The organism is Vibrio alfacsensis (assembly GCF_019670485.1).
GTDB classification, from domain to species: Bacteria; Pseudomonadota; Gammaproteobacteria; order Enterobacterales; family Vibrionaceae; genus Vibrio; species Vibrio alfacsensis.
Window position 1 is genome coordinate 156791 of the sequence record NZ_AP024168.1, and the last position, 23804, is coordinate 180594.

The following is a 23804-nucleotide window of genomic DNA, read 5'->3' on the forward strand; positions in this document are numbered from 1 at the left end:
AAGATAGAGTCCAGAAGATGAAGTCATGCTTAAACGATATAGTTGTTGTGGTTCTACCTGTTTATGTGCTGATTAAAAAACTGACCAATCTCTTTTAGCGCATCCTCAGATTCAGGCACATCAGTAATTAAACCCGTCATATAGTCAGCATGCGCTTGCCCATCGTAGACGTGCAAATGCGTATCAACATCCAGTGCTCGAAGCTTGCGGTGCATTCTCACCGTGTCACTCAGCAACAGATCTCTTGTACCCGAAATAAAAATGGTTGGTGGAAATGTTTCGATTTCCGCATAGATAGGGGAAATTAAAGGATTATCCATTGGTTCCCCACCAGCATAGACTTCAAAAGCTCCATCTATCGCGCCTTCTCGCTGCCCTAGAGGATCAAGCCCTCTTAGTACATGCCATGAGTCTGACGTCTCTTTTAGATCAACTGCTGGGGTGCCAACAAATAAGGCTCCAGGTTCAGGTAAACCAAGCTCTTGAATCTTGAGCGCGGTGGCTAAAGTGATATTACCACCTGCAGAAGTGCCAAATATTGCCGTTGATTCCGGTGACTGTGTTTTGGTCAACTCTTTCCAAACCGCCACAGCATCGTCAATTGCTGCCGGGAATGGGTGCAAAGGAGGTTGGCGGTAATCAACAGAAATCACTTTTGCTCCAATGCCATCTGCCAACCAAATTGCTTCACGCAATGCTGCATCACCACCACCTAAAACAAACGCACCGCCATGAATATGTATCAACCATTTGTCCGCATATTCCGGTGCGACATTTTTAGGAGTAACAAAAAATGTGTCGACACCAGCGAACCGTTTTTCTTCGTAGCTAACACCCAAGCGTTCGACCGCATCTTTGGCCATGTCAATTGACGGTTGGTCAGCAACTACGCGTGCATCTAACCATTCTTGTGTAGTGTTTGGTACTGGCATAGCAGGTGGCATCACTCGATTTTCAATGATGTGCGCGAGCTCAGTAGAAATGCCTGCAGGCGTCGGAATGACTCTTTCATCCATCTTTAAGTTCGCTATTGCCGTTGTGCTGAAGCTAGCAAGAATTAACGCGGGAACAACGATATTTAGTTTTTTCAATTTCATCATTTTTAACACCTATTAAGTAATCGGATTAAGCAAGTATTTCACTCGCAGTTAGTCTTCCATTACCGCCTGTTGTGCTCTGATAAGTACTTTATAAGATGCGAATATGTAACTCTATGAATTACAGAAATGCATTTTTGAAATTACAAATATTAATAGCCTGATAAAGCGGAGTACTACTAAAACTGCCCACCTAAATTCAGATCGCAAATAGCCAGTCGTTGTTAGACACTACTGGCTATTTATTTAGTTGGTATAAGCACAACGCCTGGTACACAGGTTCGGTAAGTACTTAAGACTGTTCAGTTAGCCCTATGGGATGGCAGTTTGTTTAGAACTGGTAGTTCACTTCTATGCGGTGGTCACCATCTGCATAATTGGTGCGCTCTGTCCAATTTGCAAAATAGCGAACGTTAGTACGCGGGTTAATTTGATAGCTCAACGCGGCTTCGTGTAAAAAAACACTATCTTTGCCTTCCATGCCATAGTTTTTAAACGCATCAGAACCTGACATGGTTCCGGTATACATCGGGTTGTAGTTAAACCAAATGTTGTCTGTTATGTCTAACTTGCCGTACAGACCCGCAACATAAAATGTGCCATGTAGGTCCCAACGGTCTTGCGCTTGAGCGGCACCTTCACCGGAACCATCCAGTGGGGCACCAAATGCCACGCCGACCCCCGCTAATGGGTAAAGATTGACCGGACCCATCTTTGGAAGTGCTTGGATAAAACTATAAGAAGCCGTGCCTTGTGTACCTATATCAGTGAAACCTAAATCGACATCTACTTGGGTTCCACGCCCTTTTAGCAAATCAACACTGTAGTTCCGAAAGCGAATCGAGTCGATGCTGTCGTCTGCACCACGGCCATTCCAACCTAGCGCCTCACCAGCAAAGCCTTTCACTTCAAGAACATTCATACCCATTGTTGTTTCGTTACCCGTATCATACGTTTGGCCAAATTTTAGGTTTAAGCCTTTATCTGTGTAACCTAATCCTGCGACGGTATAAACCGCTAGTGGATCCGACATGTCTTGAACTTCTGTTTCATTGGCGATTGAATGTGTAGAAAGAGTGACAGCACTGGCAGCGCCGATGCATAGAAGCGTTTTATTAATTTTCATTAGATGTGCCTTTTATTAAATTTAGCGGCACGTCCTTGTGCGGATATTAAATAAGTTTTTAATTAAATTTGTGAATTTTGTTCGAACCCAAAGTCGAAGTAAGGGTCATTAATAATGCCTTAGGCGAATCAGTTTATTTTCCTAACGGTTGGCGCTGACCAGTTTTCATATTTTTCAAGGTCCGGGTTGTAAAGACGCATTTGCATATTGACTTCAAGGTCGCTGCGCTCGATAGGCAGCCAGTTTTCTGCGGGCACGCCTTCTGGGCGCTCTGCAGAGACAACGATGCGGATACCGCCATCCTCATCAAGCTTGTAGCCTGCGTTTTCACCCACGCTGTATTTCTTATGTTCGTTAGGGATGAAGAAACCGTTATTCAAATCGTACAAGGTCAGAGACCAAAACGCCTTAGCGGGCGGCATCTCACTGGCACTCATAACAACTTCATAGTCGTGCATCGTATTCATGACTTGGCCATCATTAGTGACAAGTTGCGGATAGAGCGCCTCTTGTGCAGGCTGCCCAATGGGACCTACTACGGAGAGTAGTGCCAGTAATTCAGGGCTGATTTCGCCTTTTGGCATGAAGACTTTAGTTAGATTGGCGGCGAGGAAATCTTCATCGCTCAATTTATTCACGCTGGCCGTCGCAAATCGCTGTGCCGCTTTGCGCATCGCAACGCCGTCGATGTGTGCTGCGTCTTGTGGGTTAAAGGCTTGGCCAGGTTTGATACCCAAAGGGAGCAGTGCCTTGAGAAGAGCTTGATCAGCCTGATCATTAACATCAAAAGTGGTGTGATTCACCACAAATTGCATGACCTCAACAAAACGCTCTTCAAATATCTGAAAATCAGAGCCAAATTCAGGGAAGCGAGCTGAGTCTTCTTCAACACTCAAGTTACGGCTGATGCTATTGGAATAGTCAATTGCCAATAGCTCCGTATCCGCATTCTGGTTGCCCAGAAACTCAGGCAGTGTGGTTAGGTTAACCTTGCTTAAGGCCGCCTGGTTTGCCACTAGGCGCTCCGATTCAGCAGCATGTGGCATAACACGCAATGTTAAGTTTACAAAATCACCAGATACCTCAAACACCTGATCCACGCCCTTGATTGGAGTGCCATCGTAGCCTGGAGTACGTTCGCTGTAGAACAGGATATTTGAGGGTTGACTAAAATCGCCCTGTGAGACCGACATCGGCACATTGACGTAATGGTCATAAGCCGTGACCATCAGCGAAACGTAGTTCGAATCGAACGCCGGAAATTCCATCACTATCGGCTTTTCAGTAACGTCCACCATAGCAATTCCGTAGAGTGTATCGTTGTTCGGTCTCGCGATGGCTTTCAAGGTATGATCGGCCAGTTCTGTGTTAGCTCGGTATTGGTTATACCCACCCGTATTCAAAGGGTTGCTTTCGTCTAACGCAAACTTGTTGTTCACATTAAACATCGCCACGTAGGGATAGGTTCGCATGACCAAGTTATCCATCTGTTCATCAGTGAGCTCTACACGTTCGGTTGAGTACGCCAGCCCAGTAAAAGCCAAGCCAGAGACAAGCGTTATCATTGTCGTCAATTTTTTCATTATCTGTTCCTAATCATTTTGAGTAATTCAATATTTTTCAAATGTTCTTTTTATTAATTCAGACCATCAATTTCACAAAGGTATGACTTGATAAATTTCCAGCCCTTTATCTGTTTTAATTTCGTAATCTTCAAGCCAGTAAATATCCGCTAGCAACCGAATATCTTTCATTAACTCGCAGCGTTCGCTTTCATCTAGAAGGTCAATATCTACACTCCAACATGTTGATATATCGATAACTATCATTCTGTCTATTTCTAGAAATTGATGGCTAAAGTGCTCATGTAATGACTCAATTTCTTGAGCGTAACTAAGTAATAAAGTGCAATTCCCTTCTCCAATATCGCAAACTCTGTATTTGCGGTCGTTTAAATACATTGTGTATTCCACTTGAATTAACCCTGATTGTTTATCTTGGTCCCATTATTCAAACAAAATTGATTAACCGATAGGAATTAGAGAAATTCATATATGAAGTGTCTTATTAACCAAATATGAATTTCTCAAAACCATAGTGATATTTAATAAAGAAAATAATATGGCCCGACGCTATTTACGTATGAATTAATCAATAAGATGTAACCGACATGAAGTTAAAGCGCTCAATCGCAACCATAAATTACTCCGCCAAATGGAAAGTTATCGTTCTCGCGGTGACTGTAGCTTTGATGCTACTCAGTGCCCTACCCTCTGCATTTGGTGAACGTGAAGCTTTGCATATTTCAAAACAATCGTACTCGGCACACTCTGATGAGGTGTATCGTTATCTAATAGCTAACGATATTGATGTTCATAGCGTGAGTGAAAGTAACGACAGGTTAGTTGTGACGTTTGCGTCCAGCGGACAACAAGCTCCCGCACAAGCTTTAATGTCCGAGTTCAAACAATCATTTGAAACTGTTGCACTCGCACTCGAACCATCGGCTCCTTCTTGGCTAACCTCGCTGGGTTTTCAACCGATTAAGTTTGGCTTAGATCTTCGTGGAGGCGTTCAGTTTCTGTTAGAAGTAGATCTCGTCCCCGTTTTCAATGCTCACGCACAATCTGCCATAGACGATCTTCGTCGAGAGTTTCGAGTACGTGGTCGTGTAGAAAACGGTGAAGTGACCATTACTCAATATAATGATGCGAGACTGAGTGACATTCGATCCTATTTAAGAACACAGTACCCAAATTGGGCGCTGAGCCAATCTGGTGAGCGCTTAGTGGTGTCATTGGATGAGGAAGAAAGGCGTGCGATTCAAACTCTGACTGTGACGCAAAACCTTCAAACAATGCGAGGTCGCATAGAAGAGTTAGGTATCACAGAAGCATCCGTCCAACGCCAAGGTGAAAACCGAATTCGTATCGAACTACCAGGAGTACAAGATCCGACATCGGCAAAAAACATCATTGGTGCCACTGCATCATTAGCTTTCTACCATGTAGAGCCTAATGCCAGCGTGCGAACAAAATCCATCAATGATCAAGATGGTAGACCTGTCACTCTTCAAAGAAATAGTATCTTAGGCGGCGAGCATATTATCGACGCTCGCGCTAGCTTGGGAGAAATGGGGACACCCGAAGTAAACATCACCCTTGATAGTACGGGCGGGCGTCTTATGACTGATCATTCGCGTCGCAATATCGGCAACTCAATGGCAACTGTGTATAACGAATACAGTCAGTCTGATACTGGGCAATCCATTGAACAAAATGAAGTCATCAGCGTCGCAACGATTCAATCTACACTAGGCAACCGTTTTCGCATCACAGGCGTAGGTTCCATGTCAGAAGCGCAAAATCTAGCTCTTCTTTTGAGAGCGGGTTCTCTCACCGCCCCTGTCACCATTGTTGAAGAACGTACGATTGGCCCAACGCTTGGTGCTGAAAACGTCAAAAATGGCTTTGCCGCACTCGCTTTAGGTCTGGGTTTTACTTTGGTGTTTATCGCTTGTTGGTATCGACGCCTTGGCTGGGTAGCGAATGCGGCACTGACTATCAATTTAGTATGTTTGTTTGGTCTATTGGCACTCATTCCGGGGGCAGTACTGACACTTCCGGGTATTGCAGGGCTTGTGTTAACTGTAGGTATGGCTGTCGACACCAACGTACTCATCTTTGAACGCATCAAAGACAAGATGCGAGAAGGACGAAACTTTGCCCAAGCCATAGACAGAGGCTTCGATAGTGCTTTCTCTTCAATTTTTGATGCCAACCTCACCACCATGATCGTCGCCATCGCTTTGTATGCAATAGGTAACGGTCCGATTCAAGGCTTTGCTATCACACTTGGACTAGGGCTATTGACCAGCTTGTTTACTGGCGTATTTGCATCTCGAATTCTTATCAACTATCTGTGGGGAAGAAACACCTCACATGAGGTGAAACTGTAATGACTAAATCAATTCACGTCACAAAAATACGTCAATTGATGACGATGATATCTCTGATTCTATTGACACTTTCCATTACTTCTATCGTCTCAAGGGGATTCAATTGGGGGCTCGATTTTACGGGAGGTGTCGTCGCCGATATTCAAACTAACCCAAATGTATCTCAGGTTGTGATCAAGTCTCACCTCGACTCGGAACTGAGCCAAGATGTTCAAGTGACGGCAGCAGGCAGCGAGGGAAATTGGCAACTGCGTTTCAATCATACAGACCACGATTTGCGAGAAGCACTGAACCAAGCACTGTTGCCAATAGACAGCAATTTTCACATTGCCAACAGCAGCGTGATTGGCCCTCAGGTTGGACTAGAAATGGTCGAACAAGGCGGCTTGGCGATTTTGGCTTGTTTCGTACTTACCTTGCTGTACTTGAGCTACCGATTTGAGTGGCGATTAGCGCTAGGTTCTGTTGCGGCGTTGGTTTACGACATTGTCATTGTGCTAGGACTATTTGCAGTGACCCAAATCGAATTCAACCTAACCGTGTTGGCTGCATTATTGGCTGTGATGGGCTACTCCCTCAATGACTCGATCATCATTTCAGATCGAATCCGCGAGGTATTTCGCTCGAAGCCAAACGGTGAAACTAATGCCCTTCTCGATCAGTCAATCGTATCAACATTGTCACGGACACTGGTCACATCAGGCACCACCTTAGTCACAGTCTCATCACTTTGGCTATTAGGCGGGAGTGCACTAGAAGGCTTTGCCATTGCACTTTGCGTCGGTATTTTCAGTGGGACATGGTCTTCTATCTCGATAGGTACGTTGCTACCAACTTGGGTGGGTCTCAAACCAATCCACTATAAGCAAGAAGAAGCTGACTCCCTTCAAAGCATGCCTTAGCTGTTAATGACTTAGAACGCTATCGGGTGACGTTCGCTCGTCTGATAGCAACAAAGAATTTCTCTAATTCATGGTCTGAACCACCTGTTCATCTTAAGTTAACAACATGGTTAGACGCATAGCTTTGTAGATTTCGTTTTAGATGCAAAAGCTTAAACACATAACTTGAAACGAACCGTTTGCTGCACAGGAAATTGCAGTATTCACCCGATTTACTCTCGTTAAAGGACATTAGCGAGCCTTCGGTTACTCAGTAAAGGCTCAACATGCTCAACGTACTCAAACAAGAATACAAACTGCCACTTGGCATTGTTGCCGTTCTATTTTTTAAGCTAATCGGCGACAATTTACTCACTGGTGCACTCTCTCAGTTCGCCTACATAATGATTACTGCTGTGCTGTTTTACGCGGTGATGAGCGCGATTTTTTCTGTTGTTCGCCACTCAGATGCTCTGGCGATAAAGCTTGGCGACCCATACGGCACACTTATATTGACGCTATCTGTTGTCTTACTCGAAGTCATCATGGTCTCGTCGGTTATGTTAACAGGCGAATCGAACCCCTTCTTAGCACGTGACACCATGTTTGCTGTCGTGATGGCAGTGCTTAATGGCTTTGTTGGTATCACCTTGTTGATCGGTGGTATGAAATACCATACTCAAACCTACAACCTTGATGGAATAAAAGCGTACTTAGTCGCCATTATCCCACTTGCATTACTGTGTTTGGTACTCCCTAATTTCACCAGTATGGATCCGCTGGGTAATATGTCGGCCAGTCTAACTTGGACATTGGTACTCGCTTCAATCGCTTTGTATGCCGTATTCCTGTTCATTCAAACGCGCAGCCATACCGACTACTTCATTGATGGTGATAACGAAGATCATCATGAACACCACGGACCACTGCATAGCAACATCTTCCATACCATTATGTTGGTGAGCTATTTAGTCGTCGTAATTTTATTAGCGAAAAGCCTTGCGATTCCAATTAACGATGGCATCACGGAAATGGGGGCACCTGCGGCTCTAGGTGGTTTGATTGTTGCTTTGATAATTCTCGCACCAGAAGCGGTTGGTGCCGTTAAAGCTGCCGTGACCAATCAATTACAGCGCGCGATGAACCTCTTCTTTGGTTCGGTTCTCGCCACAATTGCACTAACCGTTCCCGCTGTTTTGCTGATTTCTGGGGTAATGAACGAACCCATCCAGCTCGGACTCGCCCCTGCTGAAATGGTGTTATTGGGTGCAACGCTATTAATGACAAGCGTAAGCTTTAGCAGCGGAAGAACCAACTCGCTCAATGGTGCAACCCACCTCATCCTGTTCTTTGCCTACATCATCTTAATGTTTGATTAAAACGCATTGTGGGCTCCAGTACTCGACAGCCAGAGCCCACGTTAACTTGGAGTTTCCATGCAAGAGATTATTTCCGCAATTTGGCTGCAAGACTTTGATGCCTTACTTGAATTGAATTCACTGCACATTTTATTGCTTTTGCTTGGCGTCGTGCTTTTCCTTGAGTCGAGTTTTGTTTTCTTACCACTACCCGGTGATGGCCTAGTGCTGTTTGTCGGAGGGATGGTTGGTTTGGGCGCGATTGATTTTTCAAGTGCTTTAGTACTTCTCACTAGTGCCTCTTTTTTTGGAAGTATCATTGCTTATCTACAAGGGCGTTGGCTGCACAATACTCAATTCATGCGTAAAGCCGAGCAAACCCTTCCAGATGAATCATTACCCAAGGCAAAGAGACTATTAAACCGATACGGTTTTTTATCCTTATTCGTTTCACGTTTCGTTCCATTTGTCCGCGTATTAACCCCAATGCTAATGGGCGTTGCACAGCTAAGTGTAATTAGAACGCTTGTTGTCAGTTTCACGAGTTCGATTACATGGATCTTCAGTCTATTGTTGCTAGGAAAGTGGATCATGCGCCACCCATTCATTTCTCAATATCAAGAGTTGATTACAAAGTGGTTCTTAATGGGCAGTTTAATCCTGATGGTCACCGCATTTATCGCCCTCTTTATTCGGCTTGTGACCAAGAGGCGACAACCACAAACATCCGAGTGAAATCGCTTCAATCGTATTCTCACTTATTGTCAAAGGTCTAACATATGACATTAATCACATTAGCTTTTTCATCAGAAGGGGCGGAAAAGCTGTACCTCAAAATACTGGAGTCTCTCACTCTAAGAAAGGCGAAACGACTGAATCAAACACTTCTAGAGGCTGAACCCGTCGAACTGCCATCAGTATTAAGGAAACTCTCTGACCAGCAACGTATCGCCACTTGGACTCTCTTAAGCGAAGTAAACCCAAGCCTTGCTGCCAACTTACTTGATCACTTTTCAGACTCTGAACTGCTATGGTTGTTCAGCCAGTTGCCAGAAAACCGAGCCATTGTATTGTTTCAGCATTTACATTCTGCTGATCGTCGTTTACTGCTCAATGAACTGCCCAGCGATCTAACAAAACTCCTCAAACATGCGCTACCACCAGTATGGAAAGACGAGGAGCGTGCTGCGCTGAAATACCCACAAGACTCTGCGGGAGGGATTTGCAAGAGCGAAGTCCTCAAACTGGAAGAAGACGCAACCGTTGATAGTTTGAGCGCCATATTAAACACGGAAGAACACAGCTTAGATCGTCTAGAGTGGCGCTACGTTTACTTGCATGACACTAAAGGTGGCTATTTGGGTGGACTTAAGATTCGAGATGTATTGCTGTTACCACGCGGTGCGTTCCTAAAGGAGTATATCGATGCCACATTGCCAACTATCAGCCCTGAAACTGACCTCAATACGATAAAAAGCACCTTGGATACAACTTTGCATCCCGTTATTCCGATCGTTGACAAACAAGGGTTCCAAATTGGGATCGTCGGATTTAAGCATCTCAATGAAGCTCTGTATCAACGTTCTAAGCAGCAAATGCTGGAGCAATCTGGAGTATTCGGTGGTGATGAGTCTCGCACCATGCCAGTACTAAAACGTAACCTACGTCGACTCGCCTTTTTATTGCCTTCAGTCGCTTTAAGTTATGCCGCGATTTCAATCATTGCGATTTACGAACCCATCATTGAACAAATTGCCGTCTTAGCGGCCGTGTTGCCGCTTGTCGCCAATCTTTCTGGTGCAGCTGGGAATCAATCCGTTGCAGTATCAATACGTGAATTATCGATGGGACAGATCTCAGCCAAAGATCTGCTGTATGTAGTGGTGAAAGAGATTCCAATCGGCGCGATCAATGGAATGCTAATTGGTGGAGTTTTGGCTCTGCTTACGCTATTCACGCTTGGCGGGGGTCATTCCGGATTGCCAATGGTAATCGCGATTGCTTACACACTTTCTTCCACTCTTGCTGTCGTGATTGGAGGTACATTGCCATTGCTACTAAAACGGCTCAACTTCGACCCAGCCATGCTGTCAAGCCCAATGCTGACAACCTTAACCGACGCAATTTCGTTCTTCAGTGTTCTGTATCTAGCACACGCCTTTTTGCTGTGATTTAACTTGCTTTTCCACCACAAAATGGGGATTCCTATGCATTTAGAAACATTGTTCACCTATATGACACTCACGGTTCTTGGCCTGTTACCCATCATGAACCCACCCGCAGCAGCAACGGTTTTACTCGGTTTGAGCAAAGGTCGAGATAAGAGCTATATTGTGTCGCAAGCCAAAACAACTGGAATCTATCTTTTCATTGCCTTGTGCATCACCTTCTTCATTGGTGCATCGGTACTCGAACTCTTCAGTATTTCAATACCGAGCTTACGTTTAGGTGGTGGCATCATCATTGTCGCGATTGGTTTCAATATGCTGTTTCCTCGCCCCGACAATGGAGCCTCCCCCTCCGGACAAGATTCAATTGCACTGGTACCTTTAACCATTCCTTCATTGTGTGGCCCAGGTTCTATGGCGATGATCATCAGCCTAGCCGCTCAAATTGCTACTTATGAAAACCATACAAGTATGACTAGCGTCTATGGTGGTGTCGTCGCAGGGCTTGCTCTCGTCGCACTTACTGCGACCTTCACATTAACTATGGCGTACCCTCTGCTCAAAGCGCTTGGTCAAAATGGCATTAACGCATTTACCCGAATTATGGGCTTCCTATTGATCTGTATGGGAGTGCAGTTTTTCACTCTCGGGATTCAAGAAATCGTTCTTGAGATCAACGAACTTTTATAAGTAAACAAACAGCCCAGTTTTGATCCTCAGCCAATTGTGGTTGGGGATTTTTATGTCTATTGATTCTATTATCTATCGACGCTCCATATACTTGGTTCATTAATCACTTAAATGTGCCGAACAAAACCTATGTTCTCTAACTCAACCCTCATATTCCACTTAAAAATCCTAATATTCCTTTTGTAACACGGGTGTTGTTAGCCCTCCTTTTGCTTACCCTCGTAAAATCACACCTTTATTTGAAAGCGAACTTCTGTTCACAGCTCATCCTGCGGGGCGAGTCAAATATTCTTTAACCTATGTCATCCCTAAACTATTGAACAAAGACCAATTTCCCTTATTCTTAAATAATGCTTTCAAACATCATTACGAAGGGTAACTCATGAAAGAACTTCAAGACTTAGACCTAAATCTGCTCAAGTTGCTCAAGGCGGTTGTTGAAACTCGTAATACTCATGCCGCAGCAGACAAGCTTGGTATATCACAAACTAGTGTCAGTAGAGGGATGGCTAAGTTAAGAGAGACGTTTGGCGATCAACTTTTTATTCGTAAAGCTCACGGGGTTGAGCCATCTGAGCTAGCAGAGAAACTAGCCGAAGCGGCAGATGAAATGTACTCCCCTTTGATAAAAGTGGTTGAGTCCTATCACAACTTTGATCCAAAAGAATTTACTGGTGAAATCACCATTGCCTTGAACATATTTTTGCTCGAACTGTATGGGGATCGCATCTTTGAAGCACTACAAAAAGCCTTACCGCGTGCAAGCTTCAAAATGGTGTATTGGCAAGACAAAAACCTGGCTGAAATGTTAAATGGTCAAGTGGACTATTTGTTACAGCTTGCGGGTATCCCTTTACCACAAGATATCTACTTACATAAGCTCCAGGAAGTAAAGTTGTGTTTAATCGCGCGCAAAGATCACCCTGTATTGCAAAAAAGTAGTCAATGGGAAGACATTCATCATTTACCACTCACTAGAATAATGATTGATGGCATTAACACCAAAAGAGCCCCTGTGGAAGATGTTTACATTTCTAAGGGTTACAAAGCAAACATGGCACTTTCCACGCACAGCCTAACCGTTCTACTCAGCAAACTTAGAAATACTGACGCCATCTCTTTTGGTAGCCGCATTATGACCGAAAATGAACCCGAGTTGAGCTGTTATCCACTTCCTAATTTGCCTAAAGAGTTACGCCAAATTGGAATTGAAGGGGGCTACCTCCAATCCAAAAGAGGCTTCCCTCTCCATCAACTACTTCATCAAACCATGCAAAGTTTCTTTGATAGCGTAGTGCAACCAGACTAATACTGGCTCATCAGTCTCAGCGGGTTACGTTTACTATCCACTAAGATATCTATTACCGAAAGCGACCAATAGATCGCTTTCGGTACACAATACCTAGATTACATTAAGCCGAAGATGGGCGTACCGCAGAGGTTGCTGCTGGATACATGATGGTATTTTTAATTTCGAACTTATATTCATAACTGAAATCAGGGAACGGGAAAGTTTGGTCTTCGTGCCACTGAGCAACCACTTGCTCCGCTTTCTGCTTCTGTTCTTGGTTATCTGCTGATACTTTATCAAACAACTGGTACTGCGTTGAATGCGCAATCTTCGCGCCAACGCTATCGACCTGAGTCAGCATTGCGAACAGAATATCTTCTTGCACGGCCATAAACTCCTCATGGTCACGACAACTAATGTAAGCCATCATATTGATATTAATGGAGTACTCCCCTACGCCCATCAATCGAACCCGAACTGGTTCTTCTTCAATCATAGGGTGCTGCAATAACAAACGGCGAATATTAACAATAAGTACCCGCAGCTGTTCAAGTGTCGTTTCTGAACGGAGCCGAATAATATGATCCATACGTCGTTTATCACGTCGTTCTAAGTTATCAATTTCCATATTGGCAAATTCAGAATTGGGGATAGTAATCAAAGAGCGTTCTAAGGTTCGGACACGTGTTGAACGTAAACCAATACTCTCTATGGTGCCAAGCTTATCCCCATATCGACAAAACTCACCAAGCTTCACGCCACCATCCGCATAGAGCGTTAAACCATTAATTACATTTTCTAAGATCGGTCGAACCGCCAAAGCAACAGCTAAACCACCAACACCTAAACCAGCAAGAATTGGTGATATAGAAAAACCCATGAACTCAATAACATAAACACCAAGAATAACAATTGTAAGGCCACCAAAGATACGGGCAAGTACCGTAATCAATGATGAATCCACATGCTTACCTTGATGCTTTTTAAACGCGTATATGTTGGCTAAATAGTTAAATATCGCCATGATAAGCCATGAAACAAAGAAAAATTGTGCAAGCAAAAATAAGGTGGTGAACAGTTGGTAAACACCCCCTGTAATCCATACACCATCGTCAATTATCCATCTTGCGATAAAGAGTAAGTTCACAACACCAACGAGTGCGAACAATCTCCCCATACGCCACTTCAATCCCCTACTCTCCCAGCGCTGATTCCAACGCTCCCCCAAATGAAAACTGACTTTCATTAGCAGTTGACACACGATGAGGGTTCCACCAAGAGCAAACCATTGCCATAAAGGTAAAGGGCCATGAAGCTTTTTAAACGATTGAGGTAACGATAAGATAAATTGCTTTGAAAATAGTGGGCCTGGGCTAATCAGAAACTCTTGATAATAATCGGAACGGTGCTCTTCATAATACGGTGACGCTGACATCGAACGATACCAACGAGGTAAACTCTGGATGGTACTTGAACTAAATAAAAACTGGTCACTACGGTCTTCCTCCAACTGACGTGAGATGACGATTTCCGTATTTCCAAATCGCCAGTGATCAATCCCTTGCTCTACAACTTGATCAAGACTAGGAGAAAGCAATAGAGTCTTTTGGTCTATTCGGTCAAGTAATTCCCTCAGTAAAATCACTTTTTCCATCACCACAACGGTTCTACTGCGATTTGGCACCATAGAGAGATCCATGGTTCGTTGAACTTGTGAATAGGCGTATTGGGCTTCTTTGGAATCTAATGTCTCTTGCTGCCAGTGTTCAATGACAACGTTAGAATCTCTCATAAAACTTGCAAGAGTCTTTTTTGGGCTTGAGGTGTCTGATAGCTCCAGGACTGTGCTTGAAGTCGCTAATGAACTGAATATCGTTAAGCACAACCCAAACAGTGTTTTGAATAGTATTCTGATCACCTTTTTCTCCTGCTAGTCTGTTCGGATAAGTCCAGCATCGGCGCTATTGAATATGAATGATCAGATGTGGATTGATGTTGAGAATAATGGTAACTCGCACGTAATAGCGAAACGATACACCTGAAAATAGAAGTGAATACTTTGGTCATCACAGCCTCCTAAAATAAGAAGCCACATCCCTGTGAATAGTTGTCTGCTTAAGATCTCTTTAATTAATGATTAATGTGCTGATTAAAGAACTTCCTTAGTTCATTAATTGCATCATCTGACTCCGGCATATCAAATAAAAGGCTATTCATATAATCACCATGAGATTGGCCGTCGTAGATATGAAGATCGGTTTCTACGTCCACGCTGCGCAATAAGCGGTGCATGCGAACGGTGTCACTGAGCAATAGATCACGAGTGCCCGAAATAAAGATCGTTGGTGGGAACTCATCAATCTCAGCATAAATTGGGGAGATAATTGGGTTATCAAGTGACTCTCCAGCAGCATAAAGTTTAAATGTTCCGTCAATCATCCCAGCTCGCTGACCAAGAGGATCAAGCCCTTGAAGAGTGAGCCACGAATCTGATGTCTCTTTCAAATCAACCGCAGGCGTACCAGCAAATAGTGCTCCTGGTGTCGGCACGCCTAACTCTTGTAATTTGAGTGTTGTCGCCAAGGTCAAGTTACCACCAGCAGAGGTACCAAACATAGCGGTTGACTCTGGAGACTGGGTTTTAATCAGTTCTTTCCAAACGGCGACTGCATCATCAACTGCAGCAGGGAATGGATGTAAAGGTGGTTGACGGTAGTCAATGGAAATCACTTGTGCCCCAAGTCCATCAGCGACCCATATCGCTTCACGCAGTGCAGCCTCTCCACCACCGAAAACGAATGCACCACCATGAATGTGAACTAACCATTTATCTTGATACTCTGGTGCTACGTTCTTTGGAGTTACAAAGAATGTATCAACACCTGCAATTTGTTTAGTTTCATAAGTAACATCCGAACGCTCTAGCGCTTTACGGGTAACTTCGATTCCTGGCGCATCAAACTGGGTTTGCAGCGTTAACCACTCTTCTGTGTTAGTCGGCACTGGCAATGGGGCTGGAACCGTTCTGTTCTCTAAAATTTGAGCAAACTCTGACGAAATCCCTGCCGGGGTTGGCAGTGTTCGCTCTTTCATTACCATATCAGCCCGAACCGTTGTGCTTGATAGGCCAATTAGCAATGCAGGAATGATAGTGCGTAGTGGTTTAAGTTTCATAATAACTCCAGTTGTCTTTTAAAGCCGCTGTTGGCTAACTGGAACTATTATTAACTGCTCAAATAATAGCGACTATGAATTAGAGAAATTCAAATTTGTACGCCACTTATGACCAATTATGAATTTCTCTAATTCCTATTCTATAACTATCGCATTATTCATAATCAACCCATTAAAAGTGAGGATTGAGCATGAAGTATTTACCTGTAACCATGATATTTGTAAGTTACCTAGCCTTCTTTTTCTTCTTGGTCATCAGACTAAGTAGTTAGCTCTGAGACATTACAAGCTAGGCGAACTCATTATCAAAAAGCTGAGTTTATATTGGTTCAAAACATTAGAAAATGTAGGCTTATGTCAGCGTAATTGTTTTGCGATTAGCGAGTACTCTAGCTTGATGTATGGAATGGGGCACTTTCGAGTTAGAAATGCCCTTGGTAATCAAAAGTGCTCTCCATAATGGACCCGAACAAAATAAACGTTGATCAACTGAACATTAGTAAATCATGAATAACAACAGGTAGAGAAAAGTCACTGAACCAATGCCCAATATTAGTAACACTGGTCACTATAGCATCGATTGTTGTGAGCAACTTTACTGTATACTAAGCATTATTTTCGTTAGGTTTCTTCTCAGAAATAAATCGGTCGACAAACAGCATTGCGATAAAGATATAAGCCATTGCAAAAGCTATCTGGGTAAGCCGGACGATTATCTTCCCTTCTGCATCGTTCATAATGGGCCCGAAAGAGACACCACAAACTACAGTAAAAGCCGTCATGGCAGTCGGTGCAAGCGGGCTTCCTTTCAACAATTGTTGAGATAACAGGGCATAACAAACTAATAGTGTGAGTGCGACAAGTGGTAAAAAAGGTGCAATGACTGCAATTTCATAGACAATCACAGCCATCAACCCACCCATGATATTTCCTACGATTGCATCTTTTATCATCTTTGAGCTGTTACTCGAATTTGCGGCAAACTGAGTAATTTGTACAGCAAGATATGTGAGAGTGAATGCACTGACATTGTCTGTAATAAATGAGAAAGCTACAAATGGTAAAAAAGCAACACTTAGCCTTAGCCATCGTCTTGATTCATCAAAACTAGGTGGAGACTTTGCCGTGGATGTCGCATCATCTGGAGGAAGTAAATAGAAGACGACGCTACTGACGATCCACGCAATAAGAAGGTTATTAGGCAACCAGACAGCTAAATCCCAGGCTATATCCGGATTAGATTTCATCAACAGTGGGATCAACAACGCACCAAGAAGCGCCATCACAACGGTGAGTATGTCTTTCTTAACCACCAGTATTTTATATGAGAGAGACACCACAACAAAAATGGTGAGCAGCGTTGCAATGGGATACAACCGCATCGTCGCAAATAAATACCAAGACCCTACCATGTAAATGTAAGCAACCGCGATTAGCTTCATGGCGTACTTTACTGGTACAGGCTTCGGACTCAGAATGAACAAACTTGTCAGTACTGCACCAACAAAAGAGAGCTTCCAACCAATCACTAGTCCGGAGACAAATACAAACCAAGGGGTAAGCGTAACACGTAACCCATACCTCAATTTTGGATCTGATAGCAACATCACTCGCCCCATCAATATAGGAAACTGAAGAGAGACATGATTCTGATGTATGCCGCCCCAAGTGTATTCATAATGAAATTGTCACCGGTATAAATAACGACATCAGCTTGTCCATTGAGGAACAATTTCACATCATCTTCAGAATTCCCCGAACGATAGTCGGTCAATACAATTCGTACAGGGAAACGCTGCGGATCTCTTAGCCAGTTGGAGTTCGCACTAGGGTTTGGTAGCCCATCAGGACCGAGGTTATCATGAAAAGCCGCGGAGACGACGCTTTCAACTTGCCCATCAAAGACTTTGCCTGGATGAGTATCAAGCACGACACTCACTGTATCGCTTGGTTTAATTTTCCCAACGTTATTCTCTGTCATGTACGCTTCTATCCAAATATCCCTACCGTCAATAAAAGTCATGACTGGCTGACCAGCTTGTGCCTGTGCACCTGTTGCGACAGAGAGATTCACCACGCCGCCATATGAGGGTGCTCTTAGCTCGGTGTAGGTTAGCTCAAGTTCCGCCTCGGCGAGGTTCACTAATGCTGAGCGCACCTTTGGGTTATCTTCCCCATCACTTCCTAAACGAGATGCTGCACTGTTGTATTCAGCTTGAGCAACATCAACAGCGCTTTGTGCATCAGAAAGGTTAGCTCTTGCTTCATCCGCTTTTGCTTTTGGAATCAATTTTTTTCGTTCCAATTCGAGCCATCGAGCTGTTTGAACCTTTACACTTTCAAGGCTCGCTTGTGCGCGGGCGAGTTGGGCTTGAGCTCGTTGAACCTCAGAAGAAGAAGCACCGACGTCTTGTGTGGCAAGTTCGAGCTCTGCTCTTCTTCTTTCGACGATGAGTTCAAAGGGACGTGGATCAATACGAGCGAGTAATGCGCCGGCTTGAACGGCCTCGGTGTTCACGGCTTGTACATCGATGATTGTACCGCTGACCTTTGGAATGATTGGTGTTACAACAGCTTTAACTCTAGCGTTTGAGGTGAATGGCGTCGTTCTATCGGCAACGACATACCAAAGGAAAACAACGACGGCAAGGCATACTACGATCTTTACAAATCTGTCCATTTATTAAAATCACTCTGTTCGATTAGGAAAAGGAAGAGCAGCAAAATGTATTACCACTCTCATCAACTGTTATCTTTCAGAGCTTAGACTTTTTTGCTCTAGGGCTGGGTGAGTTGCACGGCCATTTTCTGTCGCAACCCATGCCATGAAAACTTGATAGCCTGCCGCTAAGAATGCTGCGCCAATGAACATACCGAGTATCCCGCCCGACATCATACCGCCAATCGCACCAATCAATACCACCGGCATAGGGACGGCCAAACCTCGACCAAGTACCAGAGGTTTCAAGAAGTTATCAGTCAAACTCGCCGCAATCATGAGTATGGTGAAGATGGTATTGTGTAATGCCGAGGTGTCGTTACCAGACCAAAGAAGTACTGAAGCAACAATCGCAACCAACGTGACAGGTATCTGACAAATAGCAAAAACGAGTGCCACGATGGTAAGCAGCGGCGCAGCAGGAACGGAAGCAAAGTTAACCGTTAGACCAAAAACGATTGCCGTCAAAAACGCAATGCCGATGATCCCGATAGCAACTTGGCGAATCGTCGCTGTCGTTAGCGCATGAAGCTCACCACCACGCTGCTCATCCGAGAAACTGATGAAAATTTTCTTAATAGATGTTGTCGCTGGCTGAGCCCAAGCAAGCATGATTCCTGCAATAATGATGGCTCCGATAAGAAGGAATACACTCTTCGCCGCACCACTTGCTGTTTCAACAAACCAATTCAGTACCCCCTTAATTTGAGGTTGGCGTTGTTCGACAAAGCCGGGAAAGTCCGTTGCGGCTTCTTTCCATGTTTCATAAAGATTTGTTCCAATGACCGGCCAATCCTTAACACTGTTTTCAGGAACAGGCACCACGAGCGTTCCAGCCTCATAGGCATCAAAGGCGAGAAGAACATTGGAGGCAAATGCATTACCTACTAAAGCGGTAGGCACACCTAGCAATAACACTCCTATAAGGGCAATGACTGTCGAACTCCTCGCTGGGGTCCATTTCGTCTTTTTCTCGATAAATAGGCGCACGGGATAAAGCGCAATAGCAAGCACAAGTGCCCAAAGCAATATAGGTAAAAAAGGTAGAAACGCCCAACAGCAAACAATGACGATGAATGCTATTGTAGATAATCGAATCAAAGACTTGGTAAAAGCTTTAGAAAGCACCACTTCTAGATCTTCATTATTTTTCATACTAAACTCCTAAGCAAATGTGACGTTCCCTTGCAATCACCGCGTCAGTCCACCTACTTTCTAACATGCTAATGCTTGTATGAGTGTAGAGTAATACTGAGTGATTCCGACAGAAAACGCCCCACATTTACAACAAATTCAAAATCTTAATTAACAATAAAACCAACAATTCTGAACATGATAAATTTTCTATGCCAATCCGTTTGTCATTTTGCGCCAATCAAAGCTCTTTGTTCCGATTTGTCTAATGATGATTTTGAGTTGGATGAATGAGAATGCGAGAACCAAATACCAAAACTATGGTCCCTTTGATTAAGTGTGGTTATGCTCAGTACTTGATTAAAGGGTATAAAAGTTTAGGCTTTGACCCACATTTAATCATCAAAGAGGCGGGGTTACCCTCCCATCTGATGGAGCTGAGTGAAGAGTTTATACCTCACGATTCAGTCAAAAAACTATTGTCTTTGCTGGGTAACAGACTAGACATCGAGCAGTTTCGGCATTTAGTGAAAACGGCACTTCAGCGCAATTCTGTTCAAAGATTGATTGGAGAGTTCAGGCACTGTAAGACCGTAAGAGAAGCACTACTCTTAACCAGCCATATCTATCTTCATGACTCAACCAACGTTAACGTAGGATTGGACGTAAACTACCGCGAAGCATGGTATTGGATTCAAAGAAAACCACAGCGCTCTTCCGAGTTCATCTGGTCTGAAGTGTATACAATCAGTTATATCGTGGAGTTAATACGAATGCTGTCGCGAACAGATTGGCAGCCTTCTAAGATTAAAGTGCAATCCTCAGATGTTGAACACCATAAAGCCATGGTTTCAGATGATTGTCAGTACTTTGTTGGCCATTCAAAACTTGAGATTTACATAGAAGATAAAGTGCTTGATTCGGCTTTGTCATTGCCTATTCATGTACTAAATAAGCCTTTATTAGACTGTAATTGGCATTCCAACTTTACTGATAAGGTATATACAGCGCTGTATCCTTACGCTAAAGATTTGGATTTAACGGTTAAACGTTCAGCGGAGATTTTAAATATGTCCACTCGAACTTTACAACGCAAATTAGCTGATGAAGGTGCGACTTTCAGAGCTCTGAAAGATAGCCTTATGTTTACTTGTGCCGTAGAAATGATGTCTGAGGGTTTCCCTTTAACGCAAATCGCGATACAGCTTTCCTTTGCTGATTTATCTCAATTCTCTCGCGCATTCAAACGAGTGAGTGGTCTAAGTCCTCAAAAGTATCATAAATCAATTTTAATGGGAGATAATGCTTGCTAAATACCTCAAGAACATTCAATTAATGATGAGGCCTCTATAGCAACATAAAACACACATTCAGCTAAAAAGTGAAAGAAAAAAACAGGACGAATTAAAGAACATTACTTATTCCACAGCTGCGGACTCATCTTCAGCGCTTTTAACGATTCAAACCACCACATAGAGCACAAAGTATCGCTTTATCATTTCATAATGATGCGTATAATCCTCGCTCATTTTATTCGATACTCACAAACAAAGAGTTCCAGCATGTCTAAACTGTTTTTCAAAGGCCGAATTGAAACTAGGCAAAATCACGTATTATCAGGCTACAACGTAAATCGCACAGTAAAAGCTGGTACTGCTGAAGCGCCAATCACTTTAACAGTGCAATCTGACGAGCGTAAGGCAGCTATTGAAGCCATCTTAGAAGAGAAAAGCATCATCGCAACAATCATCGTAGATGCAAATCAAGAAGAGAATACGGTAGAGTTAGACACACTACTAAACAAGCCATCAACAACCGTATTTGATAAAACGCCAAACAGAAATGACCCATGCACATGTGGTAGCGGCAAGAAATACAAAAAGTGCTGTGCGTAATGACAAATAAGCCGCTTTCAATCAGCGGCTTAAGTTTATTACCCTACAAGAGAATCGTTACTTTAATAATGGTAACGGCAAGAAATAATGGTTATCGCCTGGTTATCGACCGCGTAAACGAGACGATTGGTATCATCAATGCGACGTGACCAGAAACCAGCCAGGTTCTCTTTTAAAGGCTCTGGTTTACCAATCCCCTCAAAGGGCGAGCGCTTTACATCATTAATTAATTTATTGATACGCTTGAGTGTTTTCTTGTCCTGATTTTGCCAATATAGGTAGTCATTCCAAGCTTCGTCAGTCCAAGCGAGCAAACGCTGGTGACTAATCATCAATTAAGTCTCGAGAAGTCACTTGGCCAGCACGATATTGAGCAATTGAACGCTTGAGATGATCCGCGTTCTCTGGAGAACGCAGTAAGTGCACCGTTTCCATCAAACTGTTGTAATAATCTAATGACATCACCACAGCATCTTCTGAGTCTCTCCGCGTAATGATCGTCGTGTCAGCATCATTAACCACACCGTCTAACACCGCTTTTAAACTATTTCGTGCTTCAGTAAAAGATACGATTCTCATAGAACCTCCACATGTACATTTAATAAGACAAGTATACTGGGCACCGCATTAGTTGTACAGTAAATGGAACATAATGGAGAACGAAAGCAGAAAAGACCACCCTACCACAAAGTGCTATAGGGTGGGGTTCGGCTGAAATGAATTCAGGAAATGGTACTTGGCACACGATTTTGCCAAGGCAAGGCCGATTCAAGCTGCGCTGCAAGGGAAAGTAATAACGCTTCTTGGCCAAACCCAGCAGCAAAGTGCATCCCAATAGGTAGATTTTCTGCGTTCCAATGCAATGGCACTGACATTGCCGGCAATCCTGTCATATTGAACAATGCAGTAATTGGCGACGCTTTAATCACCTCTTGCACAAAGGTTTCATAAGGCTGATATAACGTGAGCTCACCGATCTTCGGTGGCGGCCCGGTGGTGACAGGTGACAGGATCACATCATACTGAGTGAAAAACTGGTCAAAGGCTTTTCCACCTTGATCAAATGCACTACGAGCATCATAAACTTGTTGTGCAGTGAACGTCTTAGCTCGCTGTATATGCTGCCATACAATAGGTGAAAACTCGCTCTCTTTCGCCGCTCGACCAAGGCTCGCCTCTCTATCTCGTACTGCATGCAGTACACCGCTTGATGTCGCGACGCCCATGCCTTTAAACATGGATTCGATTGGCAACACAGGGCTGGCTTTTTCCACATGATGACCTAAAGACGTCAGCAGTGCCGCGGTTTTCTCTATGCCATCTAAGCAATCTTGATCAATGGGTAACCCAAATGGGTGAGAGTCCATGATCGCGATCTTTAAACGCTTAGGCGGTTGCGTTATCGCTTGCAGATAATCATGCTGTTGATGCGGAATGCGTGAGCCAGCCTCCTGCCCGGTCGTCACCGATAAGAGAGTAGCGGTATCTCTTACTGAACGAGTGATCACATTGTGCACCGACAATCCCATCCAGCCTTCCATATGTTTTGGTCCCGTAGGCACCAAACCTCGACTTGGTTTTAGGCCAAAAACCCCACAATGCGCAGCAGGAATTCGGATTGAGCCACCACCATCGCTAGCATGAGCTGCAGGTAGAATTCGAGCGGCAACCGCGACCGCAGAACCGCCACTGGAGCCACCGCTGGAGTAGCGTACATCCCAAGGGTTAAGCGTATCACCATGCAATTTCGATTCTGTCGTTGCTGTCTGCCCAAATTCTGGACTGGTCAATTTTGCCAATATATTCAGACCAGCTGCTTGATAGCGGTCAGTCAGTGTCGAGTTTTGTGTCGCTCTCGCGTCTTTATAGAATTCGCTACCATTGGTTGTAATGGTATCTTTTAGTTGAATATGCAGATCTTTGAGGGCAAATGGCACTCCGAGCAGAGGAGCGCTCTCATAAAGTACAGCGCGCTCTTCACTCGTTTTATTACTCAGTGCTTGTGCGCTCTCTCGGGCTTGCTCGAAATGATTAACCGACAGTAAATTAAACTGTTTACGCTGTTCAAACCTAGCACTCGCAGCATCAAACAATTCTAACGGGGTTACTTCACCGCTTTTAAGCAAAGCGGCCATGTCGGTCACATCCCAGCTTTCATATTCAGGTAATGGCAAGGATGCATTTTTCCCAGCAGAAGCATTGGCCGTAAAGCTTAAACCAGAAGCGATTAACGCACCGGTTCCCAAACTGCCTTTAAGCAGTTGCCTACGTCGACGGTCAACATCGTCCACTTTAGGATCAATATTCGCCATA

Annotated in this window: 21 protein-coding genes; 9 read left to right on the forward strand and 12 right to left on the reverse strand. The window is 43.9% G+C overall.

Annotated elements, in window-relative coordinates; translation table 11 throughout:
• Positions 1-53: 53 nt before the first annotated feature.
• From VA249_RS23715 to VA249_RS23730, 4 genes are all read right to left on the reverse strand, one after another.
• The gene (locus VA249_RS23715; protein WP_225927161.1) at positions 54-1100 is read right to left on the reverse strand and encodes an alpha/beta hydrolase; all 1047 of its coding nucleotides are present in this window, start codon (positions 1098-1100) and stop codon (positions 54-56) included.
• 328 nt (positions 1101-1428) lie between these two features.
• The gene (locus tag VA249_RS23720) at positions 1429-2223 is read right to left on the reverse strand and encodes a hypothetical protein (RefSeq protein WP_221072427.1); all 795 of its coding nucleotides are present in this window, start codon (positions 2221-2223) and stop codon (positions 1429-1431) included.
• Between the two features lie 128 nt (positions 2224-2351).
• The gene (locus tag VA249_RS23725) at positions 2352-3806 is read right to left on the reverse strand and encodes a DUF1214 domain-containing protein (protein WP_221072428.1); all 1455 of its coding nucleotides are present in this window, start codon (positions 3804-3806) and stop codon (positions 2352-2354) included.
• A 72-nt stretch (positions 3807-3878) separates the two neighbouring features.
• A complete protein-coding gene (locus VA249_RS23730; protein ID WP_225927162.1) occupies positions 3879-4184 on the reverse strand; it encodes a hypothetical protein in 306 nt (101 codons plus the stop codon).
• Positions 4185-4393: 209 nt separating this feature from the next.
• Here VA249_RS23730 and secD point away from each other — a divergent pair, with 209 nt between their 5' ends.
• From secD to VA249_RS23765, 7 genes are all read left to right on the forward strand, one after another.
• Complete coding sequence (gene secD / locus VA249_RS23735) at positions 4394-6181, forward strand: protein translocase subunit SecD (RefSeq protein WP_221072432.1); 1788 nt, start codon at positions 4394-4396, stop codon at positions 6179-6181.
• Complete coding sequence (gene secF / locus VA249_RS23740) at positions 6181-7083, forward strand: protein translocase subunit SecF (protein ID WP_104029171.1); 903 nt, start codon at positions 6181-6183, stop codon at positions 7081-7083. Before secD ends, secF begins: the two co-directional genes overlap by 1 nt.
• Before the next feature lie 266 nt (positions 7084-7349).
• The gene (locus VA249_RS23745) at positions 7350-8441 is read left to right on the forward strand and encodes a calcium:cation antiporter (RefSeq protein ID WP_221072434.1); all 1092 of its coding nucleotides are present in this window, start codon (positions 7350-7352) and stop codon (positions 8439-8441) included.
• A gap of 57 nt (positions 8442-8498) precedes the next feature.
• Positions 8499-9155: a DedA family protein gene (locus VA249_RS23750; RefSeq protein WP_221072436.1), complete on the forward strand. Its 657-nt coding sequence runs from the start codon at positions 8499-8501 to the stop codon at positions 9153-9155.
• 44 nt (positions 9156-9199) lie between these two features.
• Positions 9200-10591 (forward strand): magnesium transporter, encoded by a 1392-nt coding sequence (locus tag VA249_RS23755; RefSeq protein ID WP_221072437.1) that lies wholly within the window; start codon positions 9200-9202, stop codon positions 10589-10591.
• 36 nt (positions 10592-10627) lie between these two features.
• Positions 10628-11278: a MarC family NAAT transporter gene (locus tag VA249_RS23760; protein WP_221072439.1), complete on the forward strand. Its 651-nt coding sequence runs from the start codon at positions 10628-10630 to the stop codon at positions 11276-11278.
• Positions 11279-11660: 382 nt separating this feature from the next.
• A complete protein-coding gene (locus VA249_RS23765) occupies positions 11661-12587 on the forward strand; it encodes a LysR family transcriptional regulator (protein WP_221072441.1) in 927 nt (308 codons plus the stop codon).
• Between the two features lie 103 nt (positions 12588-12690).
• On the opposite strand, the gene VA249_RS23770 is transcribed toward VA249_RS23765, so the two are convergent.
• The 5 genes from VA249_RS23770 to VA249_RS23790 all read right to left on the reverse strand — a co-directional run bounded on the left by VA249_RS23770 (position 12691) and on the right by VA249_RS23790 (position 19617).
• On the reverse strand, positions 12691-14361 hold the full coding sequence (locus VA249_RS23770; RefSeq protein WP_225927163.1) for a mechanosensitive ion channel family protein: 1671 nt from the start codon (positions 14359-14361) through the stop codon (positions 12691-12693).
• Between the two features lie 338 nt (positions 14362-14699).
• Positions 14700-15743 carry an alpha/beta hydrolase gene (locus tag VA249_RS23775; RefSeq protein ID WP_221072444.1) on the reverse strand — a complete coding sequence of 348 codons (1044 nt, stop codon included), beginning with the start codon at positions 15741-15743 and terminating at the stop codon, positions 14700-14702.
• A 605-nt stretch (positions 15744-16348) separates the two neighbouring features.
• Positions 16349-17350 carry a hypothetical protein gene (locus VA249_RS23780; protein ID WP_221072446.1) on the reverse strand — a complete coding sequence of 334 codons (1002 nt, stop codon included), beginning with the start codon at positions 17348-17350 and terminating at the stop codon, positions 16349-16351.
• Between the two features lie 11 nt (positions 17351-17361).
• Complete coding sequence (locus VA249_RS23785; RefSeq protein WP_221072448.1) at positions 17362-18423, reverse strand: HlyD family secretion protein; 1062 nt, start codon at positions 18421-18423, stop codon at positions 17362-17364.
• A gap of 69 nt (positions 18424-18492) precedes the next feature.
• Positions 18493-19617, reverse strand: a complete 1125-nt coding sequence (locus tag VA249_RS23790) for an AI-2E family transporter (RefSeq protein ID WP_221072450.1) — start codon at positions 19615-19617, stop codon at positions 18493-18495.
• 275 nt (positions 19618-19892) lie between these two features.
• Between VA249_RS23790 and VA249_RS23795 the strand changes: the two genes are divergently transcribed.
• Positions 19893-20909, forward strand: a complete 1017-nt coding sequence (locus VA249_RS23795) for a helix-turn-helix domain-containing protein (protein WP_221072452.1) — start codon at positions 19893-19895, stop codon at positions 20907-20909.
• Between the two features lie 249 nt (positions 20910-21158).
• Complete coding sequence (locus VA249_RS23800) at positions 21159-21491, forward strand: PBPRA1643 family SWIM/SEC-C metal-binding motif protein (protein ID WP_221072454.1); 333 nt, start codon at positions 21159-21161, stop codon at positions 21489-21491.
• A gap of 62 nt (positions 21492-21553) precedes the next feature.
• Here the strand turns inward: VA249_RS23800 and VA249_RS23805 are convergent, their stop codons facing one another.
• The 3 genes from VA249_RS23805 to VA249_RS23815 form a co-directional block, all read right to left on the reverse strand.
• Positions 21554-21823 carry a Txe/YoeB family addiction module toxin gene (locus VA249_RS23805; RefSeq protein WP_221072682.1) on the reverse strand — a complete coding sequence of 90 codons (270 nt, stop codon included), beginning with the start codon at positions 21821-21823 and terminating at the stop codon, positions 21554-21556.
• The gene (locus VA249_RS23810; protein WP_221072456.1) at positions 21816-22070 is read right to left on the reverse strand and encodes a type II toxin-antitoxin system Phd/YefM family antitoxin; all 255 of its coding nucleotides are present in this window, start codon (positions 22068-22070) and stop codon (positions 21816-21818) included. The genes VA249_RS23805 and VA249_RS23810 overlap by 8 nt, the downstream gene beginning before the upstream one ends.
• A gap of 143 nt (positions 22071-22213) precedes the next feature.
• Positions 22214-23803: an amidase gene (locus VA249_RS23815; RefSeq protein WP_221072458.1), complete on the reverse strand. Its 1590-nt coding sequence runs from the start codon at positions 23801-23803 to the stop codon at positions 22214-22216.
• Position 23804: the final 1 nt, after the last annotated feature.